This is a genomic window from Patulibacter brassicae (assembly GCF_033949425.1).
Lineage (GTDB): Bacteria > Actinomycetota > Thermoleophilia > Solirubrobacterales > Solirubrobacteraceae > Patulibacter > Patulibacter brassicae.
In genome coordinates, this window is record NZ_JAXAVX010000011.1 from 93,809 (window position 1) to 114,029 (window position 20,221).

The 20,221-nt window shown below is 75.0% G+C and carries 23 protein-coding genes; 17 read left to right on the top strand and 6 right to left on the bottom strand.

All coding sequences use genetic code 11. The features are described 5' to 3' along the window. Positions 1-107: 107 nt before the first annotated feature. From flgK to SK069_RS16520, 5 genes are all read right to left on the bottom strand, one after another. Positions 108-1,502 carry a flagellar hook-associated protein FlgK gene (gene flgK, locus SK069_RS16500; protein WP_319955348.1) on the bottom strand — a complete coding sequence of 465 codons (1,395 nt, stop codon included), beginning with the start codon at positions 1,500-1,502 and terminating at the stop codon, positions 108-110. Next, positions 1,502-2,020, bottom strand: a complete 519-nt coding sequence (gene flgN, locus SK069_RS16505) for a flagellar export chaperone FlgN (protein ID WP_319955349.1) — start codon at positions 2,018-2,020, stop codon at positions 1,502-1,504. Before flgN ends, flgK begins: the two co-directional genes overlap by 1 nt. Then, complete coding sequence (locus SK069_RS16510) at positions 2,017-2,358, bottom strand: hypothetical protein (RefSeq protein ID WP_319955350.1); 342 nt, start codon at positions 2,356-2,358, stop codon at positions 2,017-2,019. Before SK069_RS16510 ends, flgN begins: the two co-directional genes overlap by 4 nt. Next, the gene (locus SK069_RS16515; RefSeq protein WP_319955351.1) at positions 2,355-3,083 is read right to left on the bottom strand and encodes a flagellar hook-basal body protein; all 729 of its coding nucleotides are present in this window, start codon (positions 3,081-3,083) and stop codon (positions 2,355-2,357) included. The genes SK069_RS16510 and SK069_RS16515 overlap by 4 nt, the downstream gene beginning before the upstream one ends. A 66-nt stretch (positions 3,084-3,149) precedes the next feature. Then, a complete protein-coding gene (locus tag SK069_RS16520; protein WP_319955352.1) occupies positions 3,150-3,845 on the bottom strand; it encodes a flagellar hook-basal body protein in 696 nt (231 codons plus the stop codon). Between the two features lie 66 nt (positions 3,846-3,911). On the opposite strand from SK069_RS16520, the gene SK069_RS16525 reads away from it, so the two are divergent. The 13 genes from SK069_RS16525 to SK069_RS16585 all read left to right on the top strand — a co-directional run bounded on the left by SK069_RS16525 (position 3,912) and on the right by SK069_RS16585 (position 15,766). Further along, positions 3,912-5,546 carry an AMP-binding protein gene (locus SK069_RS16525; RefSeq protein WP_319955353.1) on the top strand — a complete coding sequence of 545 codons (1,635 nt, stop codon included), beginning with the start codon at positions 3,912-3,914 and terminating at the stop codon, positions 5,544-5,546. 208 nt (positions 5,547-5,754) lie between these two features. Further along, positions 5,755-6,138, top strand: coding sequence for a hypothetical protein (locus SK069_RS16530; protein WP_319955354.1), 384 nt, complete (start codon positions 5,755-5,757; stop codon positions 6,136-6,138). Between the two features lie 10 nt (positions 6,139-6,148). Next, positions 6,149-7,483 carry a flagellar filament capping protein FliD gene (gene fliD / locus SK069_RS16535; protein ID WP_319955371.1) on the top strand — a complete coding sequence of 445 codons (1,335 nt, stop codon included), beginning with the start codon at positions 6,149-6,151 and terminating at the stop codon, positions 7,481-7,483. 349 nt (positions 7,484-7,832) lie between these two features. After that, positions 7,833-8,597: an endonuclease domain-containing protein gene (locus SK069_RS16540; RefSeq protein WP_319955355.1), complete on the top strand. Its 765-nt coding sequence runs from the start codon at positions 7,833-7,835 to the stop codon at positions 8,595-8,597. A 174-nt stretch (positions 8,598-8,771) separates the two neighbouring features. After that, positions 8,772-9,140 carry a flagellar export chaperone FliS gene (gene fliS, locus SK069_RS16545; RefSeq protein WP_319955356.1) on the top strand — a complete coding sequence of 123 codons (369 nt, stop codon included), beginning with the start codon at positions 8,772-8,774 and terminating at the stop codon, positions 9,138-9,140. A gap of 16 nt (positions 9,141-9,156) precedes the next feature. Beyond that, complete coding sequence (locus tag SK069_RS16550) at positions 9,157-9,522, top strand: hypothetical protein (RefSeq protein WP_319955357.1); 366 nt, start codon at positions 9,157-9,159, stop codon at positions 9,520-9,522. Between the two features lie 263 nt (positions 9,523-9,785). Continuing rightward, positions 9,786-10,160: a flagellar basal body rod protein FlgB gene (locus tag SK069_RS16555; protein WP_319955358.1), complete on the top strand. Its 375-nt coding sequence runs from the start codon at positions 9,786-9,788 to the stop codon at positions 10,158-10,160. After that, positions 10,157-10,618 (top strand): flagellar basal body rod protein FlgC, encoded by a 462-nt coding sequence (flgC, locus tag SK069_RS16560; protein ID WP_319955359.1) that lies wholly within the window; start codon positions 10,157-10,159, stop codon positions 10,616-10,618. The genes SK069_RS16555 and flgC overlap by 4 nt, the downstream gene beginning before the upstream one ends. After that, positions 10,615-10,950, top strand: a complete 336-nt coding sequence (locus SK069_RS16565) for a flagellar hook-basal body complex protein FliE (RefSeq protein WP_319955360.1) — start codon at positions 10,615-10,617, stop codon at positions 10,948-10,950. Before flgC ends, SK069_RS16565 begins: the two co-directional genes overlap by 4 nt. Before the next feature lie 89 nt (positions 10,951-11,039). Beyond that, positions 11,040-12,587: a flagellar basal-body MS-ring/collar protein FliF gene (gene fliF / locus SK069_RS16570; RefSeq protein WP_319955361.1), complete on the top strand. Its 1,548-nt coding sequence runs from the start codon at positions 11,040-11,042 to the stop codon at positions 12,585-12,587. Next, on the top strand, positions 12,587-13,687 hold the full coding sequence (gene fliG, locus SK069_RS16575; RefSeq protein ID WP_319955362.1) for a flagellar motor switch protein FliG: 1,101 nt from the start codon (positions 12,587-12,589) through the stop codon (positions 13,685-13,687). The genes fliF and fliG overlap by 1 nt, the downstream gene beginning before the upstream one ends. 1 nt (position 13,688) lies before the next feature. Then, the gene (locus SK069_RS16580; protein WP_319955363.1) at positions 13,689-14,354 is read left to right on the top strand and encodes a FliH/SctL family protein; all 666 of its coding nucleotides are present in this window, start codon (positions 13,689-13,691) and stop codon (positions 14,352-14,354) included. Beyond that, positions 14,351-15,766 carry a FliI/YscN family ATPase gene (locus SK069_RS16585; protein ID WP_319955364.1) on the top strand — a complete coding sequence of 472 codons (1,416 nt, stop codon included), beginning with the start codon at positions 14,351-14,353 and terminating at the stop codon, positions 15,764-15,766. The genes SK069_RS16580 and SK069_RS16585 overlap by 4 nt, the downstream gene beginning before the upstream one ends. A gap of 46 nt (positions 15,767-15,812) precedes the next feature. Here SK069_RS16585 and SK069_RS16590 read toward each other — a convergent pair whose 3' ends face one another. Continuing rightward, positions 15,813-16,427, bottom strand: coding sequence for a flavin reductase family protein (locus tag SK069_RS16590; RefSeq protein ID WP_406628308.1), 615 nt, complete (start codon positions 16,425-16,427; stop codon positions 15,813-15,815). A 168-nt stretch (positions 16,428-16,595) separates the two neighbouring features. Between SK069_RS16590 and SK069_RS16595 the strand changes: the two genes are divergently transcribed. The 4 genes from SK069_RS16595 (at position 16,596) to SK069_RS16610 (ending at position 20,074) form a co-directional block, all read left to right on the top strand. Continuing rightward, a complete protein-coding gene (locus SK069_RS16595) occupies positions 16,596-17,963 on the top strand; it encodes a globin-coupled sensor protein (protein ID WP_319955366.1) in 1,368 nt (455 codons plus the stop codon). 136 nt (positions 17,964-18,099) lie between these two features. Further along, the gene (gene hchA, locus SK069_RS16600) at positions 18,100-18,951 is read left to right on the top strand and encodes a glyoxalase III HchA (RefSeq protein WP_319955367.1); all 852 of its coding nucleotides are present in this window, start codon (positions 18,100-18,102) and stop codon (positions 18,949-18,951) included. Positions 18,952-19,046: 95 nt separating this feature from the next. Beyond that, positions 19,047-19,496 (top strand): flagellar export protein FliJ, encoded by a 450-nt coding sequence (fliJ, locus tag SK069_RS16605; RefSeq protein WP_319955368.1) that lies wholly within the window; start codon positions 19,047-19,049, stop codon positions 19,494-19,496. Then, positions 19,493-20,074: a lytic transglycosylase domain-containing protein gene (locus SK069_RS16610; RefSeq protein WP_319955369.1), complete on the top strand. Its 582-nt coding sequence runs from the start codon at positions 19,493-19,495 to the stop codon at positions 20,072-20,074. Before fliJ ends, SK069_RS16610 begins: the two co-directional genes overlap by 4 nt. Positions 20,075-20,221 lie beyond the last annotated feature (147 nt).

The window sequence follows — 20,221 nt, forward strand, 5'->3', positions numbered from 1 at the left end:
GGCGGCGTGGTCGTGTGGACGGTGCGCGCGGCCCGGGACGCCGAGGCGGCCGGGTCGGCGGGACGGGCGCCCGCCGACGGGCCGGGACGCGGGGGCGGGTGGGGCGATCACAGCCCGACCCGCCCGGTGCGGTTGATGAGCTGGTCGAGCATCTCGTCGACCGTGGAGAGCATGCGCGCGGACGCCTGGTAGCCGCGCTGGAAGCGGATGAGGTCGGCCATCTCCTCGTCGAGGGAGACGCCGGAGACCGCGTCGCGGCGGTCCGCGAGCGCCGTCGTCAGGGCCCGCACGGTGCTCTCCTCGCGCGTGACCGCGGCGACGTCGCCGCCGATCTTGCCCACGAGGGCCTGGTACTGCTGCGGGCCGGCCGAGCCGGCGAGCGCGCCGATCTTCGTGGCCACGTCGTTGAGCCCGGGCGCGGAGCCGGCGACGAACGCCGAGAGGCTGCCGCCCTGCGCCGGATCGATGGCGGCGTCGACGTCGAGCGGACGCCGCGCCACGCCGGGCGTGATCGGGCCGGTCGCCGACACGAGGATCGCCGGGCCGCCGGCGCCCTGGTGCAGCGCGTTGATCGACGAGGCGAGCGCCTGCGCCGAGGACGCGAGCGCCTGGCGGTACTGGTCGACCGAGCCGCCGGCGGACGCGATCCCCGCGAGCGCGCCGAGCTTGCCGGTGCCGGGGCCGCTGGCGGCGAACGCCAGCGCCCACGGCTCGCGCGACGCGCCGCCCGAGACGATCGGGGTCGGATCGCTGCCGAGCAGGACGTCGATCTTGCCCTTCACGGGCTGCCCGCCGCCGTCGAGCGTCTGCTGGACCTGCACCTGGCCGTACTCGGCGAGCTGGTCCAGCACGAGGTCGCGCCGGTCGAGGAGGTCGTTCGGGTCGTCGCCGCGCGCGTAGGCGGCGCCGATGGCGTCGTTCAGGTCGGCGAGCTCCTTCGCCGCGAGGTGGATCGGCCCGCCCTCGGCGGTGAGCGCCGCGTACTCCTCGCCCGCGTGCTGCTGGACGGCGGCCAGCTGGCTGTCGAGCTGCGCGTACGCGTCGGCGACGGTCCGCGTGGCGTCGAGCACCACCTGCCGCGCGGGCAGCGAGGTCGGGTCGTTGGCGAGGTCGCTCCACGCACGCCAGACCTTGTCGATCGCCGCCGACAGGCCGTTCGCGCCGGGCTCGGCGAACGCCGTCTCGGCCTGGCCGAGGAGCTCGCCGCGGGTGCTGACGTCGCCCAGCCGCGTGACCTGGGCGCGGTACTGGACGTCGGCGAACTGGTCGCGGATCCGGCCGATGCCGGTGAGGTTGGCGCCGGTCCCGAGCTGCGCCACCGGAGCGCTCCCGGCCCCGAGCACGAGCGACAGCGCCGGCGCGGCGGTGAGCTCGGCCCGCTGCCGGGTGTAGCCCGGCGTGGCCTGGTTGGCGATGTTGTGCCCGGAGACCTCGATCGCCCGCTGCTGCGCCAGCAGCCCGCGGCGCGCGGTCTCCAGTCCGGTGAAGCTCGAGATCGGCATCAGGCCTGGAGGTCGAGCGCGCGCAACGACGCCTCCGCCGCCTCCGAGGAGCGACGGCGGGCGCCGCGCGGCGCGCTGTAGGTGGACGGGAAGCTGCGTCCCGACAGCGAGAGGAGGTGCTCGAGGAAGACGATCTCCTGGCGGAGCAGGGCCCGGTTGACGTCGTGCAGCCGCCGCACGTCCTCCAGCAGCTCGACGAGCCGGTCGCTGCGCTCCTGCGCCTCGTTGGCCTCGGGGCCCTCGACGAGCTGGCAGAGGTCCGTGAGGGTGACGGTCCCCGGGTCGACGCCGAGGAGGCCCGCACCGCGGTGCAGGAGCGCCTGGCGGCGTGCCTCCACCGTGCCGCGGAACGTGCCCTCGACCTCGATGAGGCCGCTCTGGCGCAGGACGCCGTCGACGTCGCGCTCCCGGATCGCCTGGGCCTGGAGCTCGAGGGCGATCTGGAGGCGCTCGAAGGAGCGCTGCTGCTCGTCGAGGTGGATGAGCAGTTCGCGTCCGAAGAGGGATCCGCCGGTCATGGGGTGCTCCGCTGGGGGTCGGGGGGAGAGGTCGTGGGGAGGAAGCCGGGGTAGAGCTGCGCCGCGAGACCGAGGCCGCCGGCCGCGCCGACGCCGTCCGCGAGCGCCTGGGGCAGCTGCTGGCGGTACGCCTGGCTCGTCGCCGAGCCGGCGTCCTCGCCGGCGGGCGTCGCGGTCTCCGTGAGCCCCTCCGCGAGCTGCTGGACGAGGACCTGCTCGAAGGCGAGCGCGCTGCGGTACGCGTCCTGGACCTCGCGCGCGCCCTCCCGCACCGCGCGAGGGACGCCCGCGACGGGCAGGCTCGGCAGGACGCCCCCGGCGACGGCGGGCACCGTCATCGGCGGACCCCGTTGGCGATCTCCATCATCTGGTCCTGCGTCTGCACCGCCCGGCTGGCCATGGAGAACGCGCGCTGGGACTCGACGAGGTCGGTCATCGCGTCGGCGAGCGAGACGTTCGAGGCCTCCAGGTGCCCCTGGATCACGGTCGTCGCGCCATCGGGGCGCGGCGCGCCGCTGGCGGCGGTCGGCTGGAGGAGGTTGTCGCCGACCGGGGCGAGTCCGTCCGGGTTGGCGACGGCGACGATCCGCAGCCGCCCGAGCTGCGTGCCCTGGGCGCTCGTGACCGTGCCGTCGGCGGCGATCGAGAGGCTGTCGGCCGAGGTGCCGGCCGGGAGCGGGCGCACGCCCTGCACGAACGAGCCGTCGACCGTCGTCAGGCGGCCGCGGGCGTCGACCTGCAGGTCGCCCGCGCGGGTCAGCGCGGTCGTGCCGTCCGGGCGCCGGACCTCGAGCATGCCCTGGCCCGCGAGCGCGACGTCGAGCGATCGGCCGGTCTGGGTCAGGGCGCCCTGCGCGCGGCTGCGCCCGAGCGTCTCGGCCGCGGCGCCGGAGCCGACCTGCACGCCCTCCACGCCCTGGCGGACGTAGAGGAGGTCGCGGAAGGCGAGGCGCTGCGACTTGTAGCCGGTCGTGTTGACGTTCGCGACGTCGTTCGACACGGCGTCCATCCGCGACTGCTGGGCGGACATGCCCGCGGCGGCGGCGTAGAGGCCTTGCAGCATGGCCCGGTAGTCGGCGTCGTCCAGGGGGACTTGAGCCGCGTCCGGACGATCGGCCGAGGGACGGGGCTACGCGTTGCCGGTCGGGTTGGCGACCTGGCTGGCGGCCCGCCCGAGGGTGCCGTCGATCGTCGTGATCGACCGCTGCCCGGCCTCGAACGAGCGCAGCGACGCGATCATCTCGACCATCGCGCGGGTCGGGTCCACGCCCGAGCCCTCGAGCTCGCCGGAGCGGACCGTGCCCGCCGCCGCACCGGCCGGGGTGCCGGTGAAGAAGCCCTCGCCGACCTTGCGCGCGTCGCGCAGCTCGACGACGCCCACCGACCCGGGCGCCACGCGCCCGTCGGCCCCCACGCGGATCGTGCCGCCGTCCGCCCCGAGCACGGCGTTGCCCGCCCGGTCCACGAGCAGGCCGGCGGCCGAGCTCGTGAACTGGCCGTTGCGCGTGTAGCGCACGCCGTCGGGGGTGCGGACCCGGAAGAAGCCCTCGCCCTGGATCGCGAAGTCGAGCGGCTCGTCGGTCGTGCGCGAGGCCTGCGGGCGCAGGTCGGTCGTCGTCGCGTCGGCGTACGGGCCGAAGCCGACGGTGCCGACCGCCCGGCCGTCGCGGGTGTTGCTCAGCAGGACCTCGCCGAAGCTCGTCTGCGTCGTCCGGTCCCGCTTGTACCCCGGCGTCGCCGCGTTGGCGAGGTCCCCGGAGAGCTGGTCCTGGCGTGCCTGCTCGGCGACCATGCCGGCCGCCGCGATCGAGAGTCCACGGTCCATCGTCGCGGTGATCGGCCGCGCGCCGGGACCCTTGAGGCGCGGCGGCCGGGCGCGGTACCGTCGGCCATGCCCGCCCGCGCCTCGTACGCCAACGGCCCGTCCAGCACCCCGCTGCTCGGCGAGACGATCGGCGCGTGCCTGCGGCGGATCGCCGCGGAGCACCCCGACCGCGAGGCGCTCGTCGTGCGCCACCAGTCCGTGCGGTGGACGTACGCCGAGCTGGAGGCGCGCGTCGCCCGCCTCGCCTCCGGGCTGCTGCGACGCGGGATCGCCGCCGGCGATCGGGTCGGGATCTGGGCGCCGAACGGCGCCGAGTGGGTGCTGGCGCAGTACGCCACGGCGACGGTCGGCGCGATCCTCGTGAACGTCAACCCGGCGTACCGGACCCACGAGCTGGCCTACGCGCTGCGGCAGTCGGGCGTCCGGCTGCTGCTCTCGGCGGCGCGCTTCAAGACCAGCGACTACCGCGCGATGGTGGACGAGGTCGCCGGCGGGCTGCCCGCGCTCGAGGAGGCGATCGTCCTCGGCGACCCGGCGTGGGAGGCGCTCGCCGGCACGGACGTGGACGCCGCGGCCGTCGCCGAGCGCCTCGCGTCGCTGGACCCGGACGACCCGATCAACATCCAGTACACGAGCGGCACGACGGGCTTCCCGAAGGGCGCGACGCTCACGCACCACAACATCCTCAACAACGGCCTCTCGGTCGGGGCGCTCTGCGGCTACGGGGCCGAGGACCGGATCTGCGTGCCGGTGCCCTTCTACCACTGCTTCGGCATGGTCATGGGCAACCTCGCCGCGCTCGCCCACGGGGCCTGCATCGTGGTGCCGGCCCCCGCCTTCGAGCCTGCGGCGACGCTGGAGGCGGTCGCGGCGGAGCGCTGCACGTCGCTCTACGGGGTGCCGACGATGTTCATCGCGATGCTCGGCGATCCGGGCTTCGCCACGCACGACCTCTCGTCCCTGCGGACGGGGATCATGGCCGGGTCGCCGTGCCCGACCGAGGTGATGCGCCGCGTCGTCGACGAGATGCACATGGCGGAGGTGTCCATCTGCTACGGCATGACCGAGACCTCGCCCGTCTCGACGCAGACCCGGCGCGACGACCCGCTCGAGCGGCGCGTCGGGACGATCGGCCGGGTCGGTCCGCACCTGGAGGTCAAGGTCGTGGACCCGGAGGGACGGACGGTGCCGCGCGGCGAGGTCGGCGAGCTCTGCACCCGCGGCTACTCCGTCATGCGCGGCTACTGGGAGGACCCGGAGAAGACGGCCGAGGCGATCGACGCGGCCGGCTGGATGCACACGGGCGACCTGGCGACGATGGACGAGCAGGGCTACCTCAACGTCGTCGGTCGCGCGAAGGACATGGTCATCCGCGGCGGGGAGAACGTCTACCCGCGGGAGGTCGAGGAGTTCCTCTACACCCACCCCGACATCGCCGACGCGCAGGTCGTCGGCGTGCCCGACGAGCGCTACGGGGAGGAGCTCTGCGCGTGGATCCAGGTCCGCGAGGGCGCCGCGCCGCTGGACGCCGACGGGGTGCGGGCGTTCTGCGCCGACCGCCTGGCGCACTTCAAGGTGCCGCGCTACGTCGTCTGCGGCGAGCCGTTCCCGATGACGGTGACCGGCAAGGTCCAGAAGAACCTCATGCGCGAGCGGTCGGTGGAGCTGCTCGGGCTCTCCGCCGCGGCGGCGACGGCCTGAGCGCCGCCTCCGCGCCGGTCGGCCGCACGGTCGTGTGCGCGACGTCACACGGAACCTGAGAACCGGAGGCCGACGGCGGCGACATCCGTCCGGGAGGGGTGGGCGGCCGAGCACGGAGCATTCAAGGTTGCGGACGTTCGGACGATCACCGGCGTGACCGTCCGGCGTTCGACCCCGACCATCCCGGCGCCGCGGGACCCCGGAGACCATGATCAGCGACGTTCGCAGCACCGACCGCATCTCGATCGTGACGACGCCCGAGCGCGCCGGCCGCTCCCTGCCCGCCGACGCACCGGAGCCGGTCCGCGCCCTCGACGACGCCGAGCAGTTCGACGGCGTCGGCTCCAGCCCGCCGCCGGAGGTCCTCGCGCAGATCGACGCCGGCTTCGCACGGCTGCAGGAGCTGCGCGAGCAGGGCCTGGAGCTGCGCTACGACACCAGCGACGCGATGCGGGTGAAGATCGACCTCGTCGACGTCGACGGGCAGGTCGTGCGGCGCGTGCCGCCGACCGAGGCGATGGACATCGTGGCCGGCGACGCCGAGCCGCAGCGCGGCGGCGCCCTGCCGGGGCGCGTCGACCGGGAGGCCTGACGTGCCGAGCATGTCGATCGGCGGCCTCGCCTCGGGGCTCGACACGAACTCGATCATCACGAGCCTCATGGCGATCGAGAAGCAGCCGCGGGTCCGCCTCACGACGCAGCAGACGAACGAGACAAACGCGAGGACCGCGGTCCAGACGGCGATCACGACCCTCAACGGCCTCCGCACGGCGGCGCAGGCGCTGACCGACCCCGCGCTCTTCGGCAACCGCCAGACGGCGAGCGTCGCGGATCCGACGAAGGCGACCGCCACCGTCAGCGCCGGCGCGGCCGCCGGCGGCTACCAGCTCGAGGTCACGAGCCTCGCCCGCGCGTCGCAGGCCTCCTACGCCTTCACGCCGCCGGCCGCCGACGGCACGATCACGCTCGCCGGCGGCAGCTGGAGCGACACGATCCAGGTCGGGGCGGGTACGACGCTCGACGACCTCGTCACCCGCATCAACGGCGACGCGAGCCTCCACGTCGTGGCGTCGCGCACGACGGTCGCGGGCCAGGACCGGATCGTCTTCGCCTCGCGGGAGACCGGCGCGGCGAGCGGCTTCAGCGCCTCAGCGCCGGGCGTGCTGGCCGACGAGCAGCTGCGGGCCGGCCAGAACGCCTCCGTCCTCGTCGACGGCGTGGCGCACAGCGCCGCGTCGAACGTCCTCACCGACGCGATCCCCGGCGTCCAGCTGACCCTCCTGGCGACGACGTCGTCGCCCACGACGGTGAACGTCGGCGTGCCCGGCGTCGATCCCGACGCGGTCGCGAAGGCCGGCAAGGCGTTCGTCGACGCGTACAACAGCGCGGTCGACCTGCTGCGCAAGCAGACCGCGAACGACCCGGGCGGCACGAAGGGCGTGCTCGCCGCCGACCCGACGATGAACGCCGTCCTGAACGGCATCCGCGACGCGCTGGTCGCCACCGACGCGGGCGGGGGCATGTCGCTGCCGCTCGAGGCGCTCGGCATCAGCACCGGCGCGCCGAGCGGGACGGCGACGTACTCGGCCGACGCGGTGAAGGGCAAGCTGACCTTCGACGAGACGAAGCTCCGCGCGGCGCTCGCCGCCGACCCCGCCGCGGTGCGCAGCACCCTCGGCGACCCCTCCGGCGTCCTGAGCGGGCTGGCCGAGACGATCAAGAGCTTCACCGGCACGAGCGGCACGTTGACCGCCCGCGTCTCGGCGTCCGACGCGACGCTCGCCGACATCAGCCGCCGGATGGCGGACCTCGACTCGCTGCTCGAGGCGAAGGAGGCGGCCCTGACCGCCCAGTTCGGCCGGCTCGAGACCGCGATGTCCGGGTGGCAGGCGCAGTCGAGCTGGCTGTCGTCGCAGATCGCCGCGCTGGGCACGTAGACCGGCCCGCCCGCCCGCCGCGGTCGTCCGCTCGTCGTTCGTGGCCTGGTGCGTCGTGTGAGCCCCGGGGGCCGGGGCTCACACGACGCACCAGACCGGCACCGGGTGGTCCGCGCCAGCGTTGGCACTGGTGCGGCACGACGTCTTGACCCGTCCGCCCTGGTCCGGACACGCAGGACCGCGAGACGATCGTCGGGTGACGGGGTGGGAGCGAGCGCTGGCGATCGCGAGGCGTCAGGGAGGCGCGGCCGGGCGGCGGCAACTCCTCGAGGCCGGCCTGTCCACGTCGGCGATCGACCGGCGTCGCCGCAGCGGGTCGCTGCACGACCGACACCCGGCGGTGTACGCGGTGGGTCGTCCCGAGCTGTCGCCGTACGGGGAGGCACACGCCGCCGTGCTCGCGACGTGCGGGCGAGGGGCGCTGGGCGGGGCCTCGGCGCTGGCCCTCGTGGGAGCGGCACCGTGGCCGGCCGTCCCGCAGGTCCTCGTCGTCGGAGGACCCCTGCGGTTGTCCGGGGCGGCCGTCCGCCGGACGCGGCGGCTCCCGGAGGCCGATCTCCGCCGGGACCGCCACGGACTCGTCGCCTGCCGCTGGCCGCGCGCACTCGTCGATCTGGCAGCAGTCGTCCCGGTCGCAGGGCTCCAGGACCACCTCGACGGACTGGAGCGCATCGGGCTCCTCGACGTGCCGCTCCTGCAGGAGCTCGTGGCGCGGCAGCGGTGGCCTGGCGTGCCGAAGCTCCGACGCGCGTGGGAGCCCTTCCTGACGATCAGCGGGGAGGAGTACCGGAGCCTGCTGGAGCGCTTCACGACCCGCGTCCTCCGCCGGGCCGGCGTCGACGGGTTCCGCGTCAATGCGCCCCTGACGCTCGCCGACGGTCGGCGCGTCGTCCCGGATCTGTGGTTCGCCGAGCACCGGCTCGCGGTCGAGCTCGACGGGCGCTCCACCCACGCACGCGCTCGCGCGTTCGAGGCCGACCGTCGCCGTGATCGGGAGCTGCTGAAGGCGGGGATCCGCACGGCGCGGTTCGCCTGGCAGGACGTGCGCTTCCGACCGACGGACGTGTGCCGCGACATCGACGATCTTCTCCGAGCGGCGCGGGGACGGATCTGACCGCTGGTGCGTCGCGTGGGCCCCGGGGGCCGGGGCTCACGCGACGCACCAGGGGCTCGTCGTCCGCGCGGCGCGCGGATCGACGTGCCGGCGCGGGCGTCGGCCGGTCGACGGTCGACCGATGGACGACCGACGAGGGCTTCAGCCGGCGGGAGCGCGACCGATCACGGGGGCGTGAGCACGTACGCCGCCCCCAACGCCTACCGCGACGGTGCCGTCCTGACCGCCTCGCCGGTCGGCCTCGTGGTGCTCCTGTACGACGGCATCGGTCGCTTCCTGCGCCAGGCCGCCGCAGCCCTCGAGGCCGGCGACACGACCACCGCCTCCGCCCGCATGCAGCGGGCCGAGGCGATCATCAGCGAGCTCGTGGTGACGCTCGACCACGAGCGGGGCGGCGAGATCGCCGCCCGGCTCGAGGCGATCTACCTCTTCTGGCGTCGCCACCTCGACGCCGCCCGGATCGAGCGCGATCCGGCGAAGGTGCTGGACATCGTCCGGCAGGCCGCCGAGCTGCGCCAGGCGTATGCCGCGATCGGGACCTGACCCCGCGCGGTTCACCGTGCCGGAGCCGCGCGAGCGCGCGCCGCTGCCCGCCGACGGCGACGCGCGCCTGGCCGCCTACGACGAGCTCGTCGAGCTCGTCGGCCGCCAGCTCGCCGCCGCCGAGGCCGGCCGGCTCGACGAGGTCGAGCGGCTCCAGGGCCGCTGGGTGGAGATCGTCTCGGCGCTGCCCGGGGTGCCGCCGGACGCCGCCCGCCCGGCGCTGCGACGTGCCGCGGCGCTCTGCGACGCCCTCGGCCGGCGGCTGCTGGACGAGCGCACCCGGCTCGACGGCCGGCGCGAGGCGGTGCAGACCGGCCGGCGCACCGCTGCCGCCTACGGCGGGCCGGTCGGGGCCGTCGGCGGCGTCGATCACGTGATCTGACCCGCGGAGCGCGCGCTCCACGCGGCCGGCGCCGGTCGAGCGCGCGTCGGACCGGGTCCGACCGTCGCGTCGCCGCCGGGGGCGACGTCCGTCGTCGCCGCGATCGCGTGTCGGGCCGGTGCGCTCGGTGAGCGCACGCCGACACGCACCGGTGGGCCGTCCCGAAGGACGCTCCTGGACGGATGGCCGGGGCCGGTCAAGGGCGATCGCGGACGGCCGATGACGAGGGCGTCCCACGGACGGGACGTGGCCACGATCCACGGATGGATCGGACGACGACCACCCCTGCCGTGAGCCTCATCGACCCGACCCAGCAGGCGCTGAACAGCGCCATCCAGGGCGCCGCCATGCGTCAGCAGCTGCTGACGGCGAACCTGGCCAACGTCAACACGCCCGGCTACCAGCGCCAGGACGTCGACTTCCACGCGCAGCTGCGCAGCGCGATGGCGACGGGGGAGACCTCGGCCGCCTTCACGCCCGCGGTCGAGCGCGGGGCGCAGTCGGCCGACGGCAACGGGATCGACCTCGAGCGCGAGTCCGCCGAGCTGGCGAAGAACGCGCTCGACCAGCAGGCGCTCGTGAGCGTCGCCCGCAGCCGGATCGACATCCTCACCACCGCGATCGGGAGCGGCGCATGAGCCTCTTCGGCGCGATCGACGTCAGCGCCTCGGCGCTGACCGCGAACCGCCTCCAGATGGACGTGACGGCGGAGAACCTCGCCAACGCCCAGACCACCCGGACCGCCGAGGGCGGACCGTACCGTCGCAAGACCGTCGTGCTCGAGGAGGCCTCCGGGGGGACGGCCTTCCGCGGAGCGCTCGACGGGGCGATGCGGACCGCCGCGGCGCCGGGGGGCGCCGGAGCGGCCGGCGGCGTCGAGGTGGCCGGGGTCGTCGAGCACCCGGCGCCGCCGCGCCTGGTCTACGACCCCGGCCACCCCGACGCGAACGCCGACGGCTACGTCGAGATGCCCGCCGTCGACACCGTCACCGAGATGGTCGACCTCATCTCCTCGTCCCGCGCCTACGAGGCGAACGTCACCGCGATGCAGGCGACGAAGCAGATGTTCACCCGCACCCTCGACCTGCTGCGATGACGATCCCACCGATCGATCCGAGCATGGTCCTCGGCGCCGAGTCGACGATCCAGCCGATCTCGACCCCGCCCGTCGAGCTCGACGGCGGCCAGCTCGTCGACCCCGCCGGCGCGTCGGCGTTCGGCAACGTCCTGAGCAACGCCATCGGCGGCCTGGAGCGCACGCAGCAGGCGGCCGCCGACGGCGCCGCCGCGCTCGCCTCCGGCACCGCCGAGAACGTCGAGTCGGTCGTCATGGCGGCCGAGAAGGCGAAGCTCGCGATGCAGATGGCCAGCACCCTGCGCACGAAGGGCGTCGAGGCGCTCACCACCGTCCTCCACACCCAGATCTGATGTCCCCGACCGTCATCCCCGGCCCGTCCTCCGCCCGCGCGACCACCACCGTCGCGGCGCGGAGCACGACGCGCCCCTGAGGAGCGCCGATGCCGCTCCCGAAGCTCCTGGCCAACCTCTCGACCCGCGGGAGGATCGCCGTCGGCGGTGCCGCCGTCGGCGTGCTGGTGGTCCTCTACATCATGTTCTCGCTCGCCACGAAGCCGAGCTACACGACGATCGTCACCGCCCTGGACCCGGCGCAGACCGGCAAGATGACCGCCGCGCTGGACGAGAAGGGCGTCGGCTACGAGCTGCAGAACAACGGCACGGCCCTCGCCGTCCAGAAGGCCGACGTCGCGAACGCGCGGATCGCCCTCGCCGAGGTCGGCGGGGTCTCCGGCGGCAAGATCCAGCCCGGCTTCGAGCTCTTCGACGAGCAGAGCATGGGCACGAGCCAGATGCAGCAGCGCGTGACCTACCAGCGCGCGATGGAGGGCGAGCTCGCGAACACGATCCGCCAGATCCAGGGCGTCGGCTCGGCGTCCGTGCAGCTCGTGCTGCCCGACGACAACGACGCGCTCTTCACCGAGGACGCCCCGCAGCCGAGCGCCGCGGTCCTCCTCGGCGCGGCGGACATCGATCCGTCGGCGGTGCAGGGGATCGCCCGGCTCGTCGCCTCGAGCGTCAAGTCGCTGCGCCCGCAGAACGTCACGATCACCGATGCGGCCGGTCAGCTGCTGTGGCCCAGCGGCGCCGCGGGCGACGCCTCCGGCGGGACCGGCGGCGCCACGCTCGCGAAGCAGAGCGCGGCGCAGAAGTACCAGCGCACGATGGAGACGAGCCTCACGACGCTCCTCGCGCAGACCGTCGGACCGGACAAGGCCCGCGTCCGCGTGAGCGCCGACATCGACGCGGACAAGGCCACGCAGGAGCAGCTGCGCTACGGGCGCCGCTCGGTGCCGCTGAAGGAGAAGACGTCGAACGAGGAGATGCGCGGGACCGGCGGTGCCGGTGGCGCCAGCAACTCCGCGTCGACCGTTCCCGGCTACGCGGCCGGCGGGGCCGGAGGCGGCGGCAACTCCCGGTACTCGAACGAGACGACCGACCGCGAGCTGGGCAACGACAAGACCGTCGAGAAGCGCGAGATCGCCGCCGGCGGCGTGCAGAAGCAGAGCGTCGCGGTGATGGTCTCCGACAAGGTGCCGCAGGCGCAGATCCCCGCGATCCAGAGCGCGGTGGCCGCCGCGGCGGGCATCGACCGCCAGCGCGGCGACCAGCTGACCGTCACCCGCGTGCCGTTCGCCGCTCCACCGGCGCCGGCCGCCGGGCCGATGGTGCCCGGCGGGATCCTCGCGGCCGTCAAGTGGGCGCTGCTGGGGCTCGCGACGATCGTCTTCCTCGTGCTCGTCGGCCGTCACCTGCGCCGGCGGGAGGGCGAGCCGCTGGCGAGCGCCGCGTGGCTCGACGAGCTCGAGCCGCCGCGCTCGATCCGCGCGCTGCACGCCGAGCAGCCGACCGCGCAGCTCGCGCCCGTCGGCGTCCCGCCGCTGGGCGAGTACCAGGCCCCGGTCGCGCGGCGCCAGATCGAGGAGCTCGCCGAGCGCGAGCCCGAGAAGGTCGCCCACCAGGTCCGCCACTGGATGGGTGAGGACTGATGGCCGTCGAGCCCTTCACCGAGGACGGCTTCGAGGTCGTCGACCCGGATCCGTTCGCGCTCGAGGCCACGCCGACCACCCCGTCCGGCCGGCCGCTCGTGCCGCTCGGGATCTCCGGCCGGCGCAAGGCCGCGATCCTCCTCGTCTCGCTGGGGACCGACCGCGCCGCGCAGGTCTTCAAGCACCTGCGCGACGAGGAGATCGAGGCGCTGACGCTCGAGATGGCGAAGCTCGGGCAGGTCCAGCCCGACCACATCGAAGGCGTCTTCGAGGAGGCCGCCGCGATGACGGTGGCGCTGCAGTCCTTCGCCGAGGGCGGCGTCGAGTTCGCCCGCGAGGTGCTCGAGCGCTCGCTCGGCGCCGACCGCGCCGAGGAGATCATCGGGCGCCTCGCGTCCGTGATCGAGATGCGGCCGTTCGAGTTCCTGCGCCGCACGCCGCCCGAGCAGGTCGCCGCGTTCCTGCGGGCGGAGTCGCCGCAGACGCGCGCGCTCGTGATCGCGAACCTCTCCACCCGGCTGGCCTCGCAGGTCCTCGCCGGGATGGAGCCCGCCGAGCAGGCCGACATCGCGCTGCGCGTCGGCACGATGAGCGAGACGAACCCCGAGGTCGTCAAGCGGATCGAGGCGGTCGTGCGCAACAAGGTCGCCTCGGTGATCGAGCAGGACTACCAGGCGGCCGGCGGCGTCGACACGCTCGCGCAGATCCTGAACAACACCGACCGCGGCACCGAGCGCAACGTCCTCGACGCGCTGGCGGAGAGCGACCCCGAGCTCGCCGAGGAGGTGCGCCGCAAGCTCTTCGTCTTCGAGGACGTCGCCGGGCTCGACGACCGCTCGATCCAGCTCGTCCTGCGCGACGTGGAGCAGCGCGACCTCGCGCTCGCGCTGCGCGGCGTCGACGCCCAGGTCCAGGACCGGATCCTCGCGAACCTCTCCCAGCGCGCCGCGGAGATGCTCCGCGACGAGATGGAGTTCCAGCCGCCGCAGCTCAAGCGCGTGGTGGAGGAGGCCCAGGGCCGGATCGTCGCCGTCGTGCGACGGCTCGAGGAGGCCGGCACGCTCGTCATCGGGCGTGGCAACGGCGACGACATGGTGTGACGTGCACGGACCGCTGATCGACCACGACGTCGCGGCGCTGCCCGACGTCGAGCCGGAGCGCGCGGCGCACGCGTTCGCGTTCCCGACCCTGCAGCCCGCCGAGCGCCCGCCGACCGTCGGCGAGCTCTCGCGGGCGATCGCCGACGCCCGCGCCGAGGCCGACGCGATCCGCGAGCAGGCGCGCGCCGCGGGCCGGGCCGAGGGCCTGGCGCAGGCGCGGGCGGAGACGGCGGCGACGCTCGAGCCCTCCGCCTGCGCGCTCGCCGAGGCGGTCCAGGAGGCGCGGGGCGCGGCGGGCGAGCTGGCCGAGCGCCTCGAGCGCGACGCGGTGGAGCTCGCCCTGCAGCTCGCCGAGAAGATCGTCGTCGGAGCGATCGAGGCCGATCCCGAGCGGGTCCTCGACGTCGTCCGCGGGGGCCTGCGCGGCCTCGTGGACCGGTCGCAGATCACGATCCTCGTGCACCCGGACGACCTGCCGGCGCTGCGCGACGGGCTCGAGGGCCTGCGCGACGAGCTCGGCGGGATCGAGCGCTGCGAGCTGCTCGGCGAGCGCCGCGTCGGCCGCGGCGGCGCGCTCGTGCGCACCGCCGCCGGCGAGGTCGACGTGCGGATCGAGGCGAAGCTCGACCGCGCGCGCCAGCTCCTGCGGGAGACGGCCCGCCGATGATCCCGCCGCTGAGCCACGAGGTCCTCGCCGAGCCCGACGCCACCGACGGCCCGGGAGGGCTCGGGCACTACCTGCAGGCGGTGAAGAGCGCCGACCTCGGCCGCCAGAACGGCCTCGTGGCCGACGTGATCGGGCTCGTCGTCGAGGCGACGGGCCTGCGGGCCGAGGTCGGCGAGCTCTGCCACGTCCATCCGGCGCGCCGCGGGACCGGCCTGGAGCCCGTCCCGGCGGAGGTCGTCGGCTTCCGCGCCGGCCGGACGCTGCTCATGCCCCTCGGCGAGCTCACCGGCATCGGACCGGGAACGACCGTGACCGCGAGCGGGCACCCGTTCCGGCTGGCGGTGGGGGAGGAGCTGCTCGGCCGCGTGCTCGACGGCCTCGGCCGCCCGATCGACGGGCTGGAGGAGCCCGACGGGCCGCTGCGCTCGACGGTCGCCCCGCCGCCCGACCCGCTGAGCCGCCCGCGGATCACCGAGCGGATCGGCCTCGGCGTGCGCGCGCTCGACGCGCTCGTGCCGTGCGGACGCGGGCAGCGCTTGGGGATCTTCGCCGGCTCCGGCGTCGGCAAGTCGTCGCTGCTGGGGATGATCGCCCGCTCGACGACCGCCGACGTGAACGTCATCGCCCTCGTCGGCGAGCGCGGCCGCGAGCTGCGCGAGTTCGTCGAGCGGGACCTCGGCTCGGCGCTCGAGCGCTCCGTCGTCGTCTGCGCGACCTCCGACCAGCCGGCGCTCGTGCGCATCCGGGCCGCCTACACGGCGACCGCGATCGCCGAGCACTTCCGCGACCAGGGCCAGGACGTCGTCCTCATGATGGACTCCGTCACCCGCTTCGCGACGGCCCAGCGCGAGGTCGGCCTGGCGATCGGCGAGCCGCCCGCCACCCGCGGCTACACGCCGAGCGTCTTCGCGCAGCTGCCGCGCCTGCTCGAGCGCGCTGGGACCTCGCCGCGCGGGTCGATCACCGGGCTCTACACGGTGCTCGTCGACGGCGACGACATGAACGAGCCGATCGCGGACGCGGTCCGCTCGATCCTCGACGGGCACGTCGTGCTGACGCGCGACATGGCCCACCGCGGCCACTACCCCGCGATCGACGTCCTGCAGAGCGTGTCCCGGCTCGTGGGCGACCTCACCGGCGCCGACGAGCGGGCGGCCGCCACGCGCGTGCGGGGCCTGCTGGCCGACCACCGCGACCGGGCCGACCTCATCGCGATCGGCGCCTACCAGCCCGGCTCGGACCCGCGGACCGACACGGCGATCGCGCTGCGCGAGCCCGTCGAAGCGTTCCTGCGCCAGGCGCCGGACGAGCCGTCGTCGGTCGCCGAGGCGGTCGAGGCGCTGCGGGCCCTCGGCGACCGCGCGCTCGAGCTCGACGCCGCGCAAGCGCCGGCCGAGCCCGCCGCGGCCTGAGGGCAGTCGACCGGGCGTCGGGGCGATCGCGCCCGCGCGACGGGGCTCAGCCGCCGGTCGGCCGCCGGAGCGCGAAGAGCTCGTCGGTGACCGCGTACTCGTCGAGGTAGCCGCAACGGGCGATCGGCTGCAGCGCGGCGGTGTCCACGCGCCCGTCGGGCAGCACGAACCGCTCGTCGAGGTGGACCCCGACGACCTGGCCGATGATCACGTGGCGGTCGATGTCCGTTCCCTCGACGTCGCGCAGCTCGAGCACCTGGGTGACGCGACACTCCATCGCGACGGGCGCCTCGGCGACCCGGGGCGCGGCGACGTGCCGGGAGTCGGCGAGCGTCAGGCCCGCGTGCTCGAACTCCGAGGTGCCGCGCGGCAGCGGCGCGGAGCTCGCGTTCATCGCCTCGCGCAGCGCGAACGTCGGCAGGTTCCAGACGAACTCGCCCGTCTCGATCGCGAAGCTCGCCGAGTCCTTCATCCCGGCGCTGCTGAACAGGAGCATCGGCGGACGGTCGGCGACGGCGTTGAAGAAGCTGTACGGGGCGAGGTTCACCCGGCCGGCCGCGTCGCGCGTGGAGACCCACCCGATCGGCCGCGGGGCCACGAGCGCCTTGAACGGGTCGTGGGGCAGCAGCGCGCGGTCGCGCGCGTCGGGCTCGTAGAAGATCATCACCCGCAAGGCTAGGAGACCCGGGCCGGCGGTTCCTGCAGCGGGGCCGCCGGGGGCGGACGGGACCTGGACGGCCGTCAAGTCGCCGGTCGCCCTGCCGATCGACCGGGGCGTCCGCGCCGGCGGGATCCCGCCGGCGACCACCGTTCCGGCGGAAGGCCCCACATGCACCAGAACCTCGACGGCACGACCGGCACCTCCGCCGTCGCGCTCGCGCCGCTGGATCCCGACACGCGCGGCGCGCCGCTGCGCGTCGGCGAGCGGCGCTGGACCGACCTGCTCGCGTTCGTCCTGCTGAACGAGCGCGATCTCGAGCTCCTGGCGTCCGTCGGGGACGTGCGCGAGGTCGGCGACGCGGTGAAGACGTCGTTCTACGACCACGTGCTCACGCAGCCCGAGCTGCGCGCGATCATCGAGCGCAACTCGTCGATCGACCGGCTCGGCGACACGCTCGTGCGGTACTTCGCGTCGATCTTCTGCGGCCGCTACGACGACGAGCGGCTCCAGAGCGTGCTGCGGATCGGCGTCGTCCACGACCGGATCGACCTGCCGATCATGTCGTTCATCGGCGCGGTCCTGCGGATCGACCGGGTCGTCCTGCCGTGGATCATGCGGCGCGTCGCCGATCCCGAGCGGATGCTCCAGACCGTCCTGGCCTACCGGAAGGTCGTGAGCGCCGACATCGCGCTCGTGACCCAGGTCTTCATCGACGAGCGCGACAAGACCGTCGAGCTCGTGGAGCAGCTCGAGGCCCAGACCGAGCAGCTCGCCCAGCAGCAGCAGGAGATCTCGACGGTCTCCGAGATGCTCGCCGCCGCGGCGCAGGAGTCGCACGCCTCGGCGTCGGAGCTCTCGGGCATCTCGGCCGAGATCGCGGAGAAGGCGGGCGGCGCGAACGAGCTCATGGCCGACGGCGTCGAGCGGGCCCGGCAGGGCAACCGCGTCGTCGCCGGGACCGAGCAGGCCGTCGGCGACATGCGCTCCTCCGTCGAGGAGATCTCCGCCCAGCTCGGCGCGCTGGCCACCCAGTCCGAGGAGATCACGGAGATCGTCGGCGGGATCCGCCAGATCGCCGACCAGACGAACCTCCTGGCGCTGAACGCCGCGATCGAGGCGGCGCGCGCGAACGAGCACGGCCGCGGCTTCGCCGTCGTCGCGGACGAGGTGCGCAAGCTCGCCGACCGCACGCGGGAGGCGCTGCAGGACATCACCGCCCTGAACAAGAACTCGATCGAGGCGATCGGGGCGGTCTCGGCCGCGGTGACGTCGACGACCGAGCAGGTCGCCGCCGTCGCCGACCAGGCGGGGGAGACCCGCTCGAGCTTCAGCGCGATCGACGGCGCCGTGAACGAGACGGCCGGCGCGCTCGGCGAGATCGCCGACGGCGTCGACACGGTCTCGCGCTCGGCCCAGGAGCTCACCGGCGTCTCGGAGCAGGTCGCCGAGACGGCCGAGCAGCTCGGCCGGCTGGCGGACTCGCTGGCCTCCGCCGTCGACGCCGCCCGCGACACCGTCGCGACGGCCCGTCGCTAGCGCCACGGCCCGCCGGTCGGGCGCCGCGCCCGGCCGGCCGCGGGACCGCCCGCGTCGGCGACGACGCGACGGGATCGGTAGCGCGGCGCGCGTCCCGGGTAGCCGGGACGTGCCGGCCACCGATGCGAGGACGTCCATGACCGAGGACCGCCAGCCGACCCCCGACGAGGCCGAGGAGGACGCGTTCTTCCCGTCGCCCTATTCCCTGAGCCAGTACACCGCGCCGAAGACCGACTTCGACGGCCTGGTCACGGACGAGACCTACGCCGGAGACCGGTGGAAGGTCCTCGTGATCGCCACCGACGAGCGGTACATGCGGATGGCGAACGACACGTTCTTCTCCACCGGCAACCACCCCGTCGAGACCCTGCTGCCGATCCACCACATCGCGCAGGCCGGCTACGGCGTCGACGTCGCGACCGTCAGCGGCGGACCGGGCAAGCTCGAGTGGTGGGCGTTCCCCCGGGACGACGACGCCGTCGCGGCCGCGTGGCGGGGCACGCGCGACGCGTTCCGCGCTCCGCGGACGCTCGCCGGCGTCATCGCCGACGGGCTCGACGACTACGCCGCCGTCTTCGTCCCCGGCGGCCACGGCGCGATGAACGGCATCCCCGCCAGCCGGGACGTCCAGCGCGCGCTCGACTGGTTCCTGGAGCACGACCGGCTCATCATCACCCTCTGCCACGGGCCCGCCGCGCTCCTGGCGGCCGGGATCGATCGCGACGCCAACCCGTTCGCGGGCTCGACGATCGTGGCGTTCCCGGACGCCCTGGACACCGGCGCCAACGTCGAGATCGGCTACCTCCCCGGGCCGATGCCCTGGGCGCTCGGCGAGCGCCTGCGGGCCGCCGGGATCATCGTCGACAACCACGAGATGACCGGCGCCACCACGCGCGACGGGAACCTCCTGACCGGCGACAGCCCGCTGGCGGCCAACCAGCTCGGCAAGGACGCCGTCACCGCCCTGCTGCAGCGGTTCGGCAGCTGAGGGCGGTCCGCGGGCCGCGGACCGTCCGGGCGGCGCGGGTCGGCGGATCGTCCAGGCGGCTGCGCGGGGCCGGGGACCCGGCCGACGACCGGGCCGTGAGCGCCAGCTTCCGCTTCCGGCTGGAACCCGTCCGTCGCGTCCGCCAGCGCGCCGAGGACGACGCGAAGGCCGATCTGGCCGACGCCCTGCGTCGTGAGGACGACGCCCGCCGCCGCCACCGGGCGGCGCTCGCCCGCGCGCACGCCGCGCGCGGCCAGCACCGGCGCCGGCCCGGGCAGGCCCTGAGCGGGGCGGACCTCCGCGCCGGCGAGGTCTTCCTCCTGCGCACCGCCGACGACGCGTCCCGGCAGGAGCTCGAGCTCGAGCGCCAGATCCAGGAGTCGCTCGCCCGGCGGGCACTGCTGGCGGACGCCGCTCGCGATCGACAAGCGCTCGACCGCCTGCGCGAACGACGCCTCGCCGACCACGAGGCGCACGAGCGGCGGGTCGAGCAGGAGCAGCTCGACGAGATCGCGCTCGTCCTCCACCGGCGGAGCGCGGCGTGAGCGCGATCGCGGCGATCGACGCCCGGATCGCGGAGCTCCAGGGCCTCCAGGCCCGCCTCCAGCAGGTCGTCGCGCCGGGGCGGGCCCTCATCGACCTCGGCACGCCCGCCACGGCGGAGGCCGGGACGAGCTTCGCCGCGGCGCTCCAGGCCGCCGGCACGACCGCGACGCCGGCCCCCGGCGACGGCATGAGCGGCGACGCGGGGCCGTACGGGCCGATGATCGCGGAGGCCGCGCAGCGCCACGGCCTCGACGAGCGGATCCTCACCGAGCTCGTTCGGCAGGAGTCCGGGTTCGACCCGAACGCCACGAGCCCCGCTGGGGCGCGGGGGCTCACGCAGCTCATGCCCGGCACCGCGGCGTCGCTCGGCGTCACCGATCCGACCGACCCGGCGCAGGCGATCGACGGCGGCGCGCGCTACCTGCGCCAGCAGCTCGACGCGTTCGGCGGCGACTACGCGAAGGCGCTCGCCGCGTACAACGCCGGCCCCGGCGCCGTCCAGCGGTACGGCGGCGTCCCGCCCTACGGCGAGACGCAGCACTACGTCTCCACGATCCTCGGGAAGGCCGGTCGATGACGAGCGTCCTGCCCGCGAGCGCCCGGTCCGCCCCGCCGTCCCGGCCCGCCGCGCGCGACGACGCGCCCGCCGGGGGCGCGTTCGACCGCCTGCTCGGCGCGGCGCTGCACGACGACGCGCGCGCGCCGGCCGGTCGGCCCGCGACCG

Coding starts and splice junctions, on each gene's coding strand:
- SK069_RS16585 (WP_319955364.1), top strand. CDS start 14,351: ATGATCCCGCCGCTGAGCCACGAGGTCCTCGCCGAGCCCGACGCCACC.
- flgC (WP_319955359.1), top strand. CDS start 10,157: ATGAGCCTCTTCGGCGCGATCGACGTCAGCGCCTCGGCGCTGACCGCG.
- fliG (WP_319955362.1), top strand. CDS start 12,587: ATGGCCGTCGAGCCCTTCACCGAGGACGGCTTCGAGGTCGTCGACCCG.
- SK069_RS16510 (WP_319955350.1), bottom strand. CDS start 2,358: ATGACGGTGCCCGCCGTCGCCGGGGGCGTCCTGCCGAGCCTGCCCGTC.
- flgN (WP_319955349.1), bottom strand. CDS start 2,020: ATGACCGGCGGATCCCTCTTCGGACGCGAACTGCTCATCCACCTCGAC.
- SK069_RS16595 (WP_319955366.1), top strand. CDS start 16,596: ATGCACCAGAACCTCGACGGCACGACCGGCACCTCCGCCGTCGCGCTC.
- SK069_RS16565 (WP_319955360.1), top strand. CDS start 10,615: ATGACGATCCCACCGATCGATCCGAGCATGGTCCTCGGCGCCGAGTCG.
- hchA (WP_319955367.1), top strand. CDS start 18,100: ATGACCGAGGACCGCCAGCCGACCCCCGACGAGGCCGAGGAGGACGCG.
- flgK (WP_319955348.1), bottom strand. CDS start 1,502: ATGCCGATCTCGAGCTTCACCGGACTGGAGACCGCGCGCCGCGGGCTG.
- SK069_RS16530 (WP_319955354.1), top strand. CDS start 5,755: ATGATCAGCGACGTTCGCAGCACCGACCGCATCTCGATCGTGACGACG.
- SK069_RS16525 (WP_319955353.1), top strand. CDS start 3,912: ATGCCCGCCCGCGCCTCGTACGCCAACGGCCCGTCCAGCACCCCGCTG.
- fliF (WP_319955361.1), top strand. CDS start 11,040: ATGCCGCTCCCGAAGCTCCTGGCCAACCTCTCGACCCGCGGGAGGATC.
- SK069_RS16515 (WP_319955351.1), bottom strand. CDS start 3,083: ATGCTGCAAGGCCTCTACGCCGCCGCCGCGGGCATGTCCGCCCAGCAG.
- SK069_RS16555 (WP_319955358.1), top strand. CDS start 9,786: ATGGATCGGACGACGACCACCCCTGCCGTGAGCCTCATCGACCCGACC.
- SK069_RS16520 (WP_319955352.1), bottom strand. CDS start 3,845: ATGGACCGTGGACTCTCGATCGCGGCGGCCGGCATGGTCGCCGAGCAG.
- fliD (WP_319955371.1), top strand. CDS start 6,149: ATGTCGATCGGCGGCCTCGCCTCGGGGCTCGACACGAACTCGATCATC.